Here is a 2,126-nt window from a genome sequence, read left to right as displayed (position 1 = left end):
GCGGTGGCGATCTTCGAGGAGATGCGCCGTCGCCATCCCGATCTCGATTTTGGGGTTCGCCGCACGATGGAGCGTCGTATCCGTGCCTGGCGGGCCGTTCATGGCCCGGAACAGGAAGTGATCTTCCGCCAGACTCATGAGCCGGGGCGAATGGGCCTTTCGGACTTCACCGACATGAGGAGCCTCAAAGTCACGATCGCGGGTGCGCCCCTCGATCACCTGCTTTACCACTTCCGCCTGGTGTGGTCAGGCTTCGAACATGCCCATGTCATCCTGGGCGGCGAGAGCTATGTCGCATTGGCTGAGGGGCTGCAGAACGCGCTTTGGATGCTGGGCGGCGCGCCGGGCGAACACCGCAGCGACAGTCTGTCGGCCGCGTTTCGCAACCTTGATGCCGATGCCCGTGCGGACTTGACCACACGCTACGACGCCTTGTGCGAACATTATGGCATGACGCCGACCCGCAACAACCGCGGCATCGCGCATGAGAATGGCAGCGTCGAAAGCTCCCACGGCCATCTCAAGGCGGCGGTGGAGGATGCGCTGGCGATGCGTGGATCGACCGACTTCGAGGACCTCGCGGCCTATCGCAGGTTCATCGACGAGATCGTTGCCCGAAAGAACCGGCGCAGTGCCGCCCGCATCGACACCGAAAGGGCAACGCTCAAACCGCTACCTGATCGTCGCACCAGCGACTACGAGGAACATATCCTTCCCGTCACCTCGTCCAGCACCTTCGTTCTGCGCAAGGTGTTCTACACGGTGCCGTCACGGTTGATCGGGCATCGACTGCGTGTGCGCCTCTACGATGATCGGCTCGATCTGTTCCTGGGCGGCAGTTATCTCATGACCCGGCCACGCGGTCGCCCGAAAAGCGCTACCGAACATGGCTATGTGGTGGATTACCGTCACGTGATCCATAGCCTCAGGCGTAAGCCGATGGCCCTGCTGCAGCTGACCTATCGCGACCAGTTGTTCCCGCGCGAGGCGTACAGGCTCATGTTCGAACGGCTGCTCGAAGCCATGTCCGAGCGTGACGCTTGCCGCAAGATGGTCGAGTTGCTGTCCATGGCCCATGAACGGGCCTGCGAGGCCGAGCTTGCCGATCTTCTCGCCCAGGACCTTGACGAAGGCCGGCTGCCTGACATCGCCGCGTTGCGAACGCGCTTCTCGCCCGATCCGGCCGCGCTGCCCGAGGTGGTGGTCGAGCTTGGCCCCCTGACCGACTACGATGCCCTGCTGCTGGGAGAGGCCGCATGACCAAGGCCCATAACGTCGATGCCCAGCGCCTGAGCTTCATCCTCAACGAGTTGAGGCTTCCTGCCATCAAGGTGATCTGGCCCGAGTTTACCGAACGTGCCGACAAGGAGGGCTGGCCCGCCACCCGACTGCTCGCTGCACTTACCGAGCATGAAATGGCCGAACGTGACCGGCGTAGGATCGAACGTCATCTGAGCGACGCACGATTACCACCGGGCAAAACGCTCGACAGCTTCGCCTTCGACGCCGTGCCGATGGTCTCGCGGGCGCAGGTCACGGCCATGACCTCGGGCGACGGATGGCTGGAAAAGGGCGCCAATCTCATCCTGTTCGGCCCGCCGGGCGGAGGAAAGAGCCACTTGGCGGCAGCCATCGGCCTGCAACTTGTCCAGAATGGTTGGCGCGTGCTGTTCACCCGCACGTCCGAGCTGGTCCAGAAGCTTCAGCTCGCGCGCCGCGAACTGGCGCTCGAATCCGCCATCGCCAAGCTCGACAAATACCACCTGCTCATCCTGGACGACCTCGCCTATGTCGCCAAGGATCAGGCTGAAACCTCCGTGCTCTTCGAGTTGATCAGCGCACGCTATGAGCGCCGATCCATGCTCATCACGGCCAACCAGCCCTTCGGCGAATGGAACCGGGTCTTCCCGGATCCCGCCATGACGCTCGCGGCCGTCGACCGTCTCGTTCATCACGCCACCATCTTCGAGATGAATGTCGAGAGCTATCGTCGCAGGGCCGCCCTCCAGCGACAGACAGGGGCTGGAAGGACCCCAAAATACGCGACAATCAAATCCATCGAGAAAATGTCGATCAGCGACAATCAGAGCGAAGAATCGTCCTTGCCAGCGACAATCTAACCCGGC

At 62.5% G+C, this 2,126-nt stretch carries 2 protein-coding genes; both read left to right on the top strand.

Annotated elements, in window-relative coordinates; translation table 11 throughout:
* Positions 1 to 1,260 (top strand): IS21 family transposase (gene istA / locus LH128_RS29370; protein WP_008833341.1); only part of this gene is annotated, 1,260 nt, incomplete at its 5' end.
* On the top strand, positions 1,257 to 2,120 hold the full coding sequence (gene istB, locus LH128_RS29365) for an IS21-like element helper ATPase IstB (RefSeq protein ID WP_008833340.1): 864 nt from the start codon (positions 1,257 to 1,259) through the stop codon (positions 2,118 to 2,120). The genes istA and istB, both read left to right, overlap by 4 nt.
* Positions 2,121 to 2,126 lie beyond the last annotated feature (6 nt).

It is taken from the genome of Sphingomonas sp. LH128, from assembly GCF_000293195.2.
GTDB classification, from domain to species: Bacteria; Pseudomonadota; Alphaproteobacteria; order Sphingomonadales; family Sphingomonadaceae; genus Novosphingobium; species Novosphingobium resinovorum_A.
This window is presented reverse-complemented; position numbering and strand designations above follow the sequence as displayed.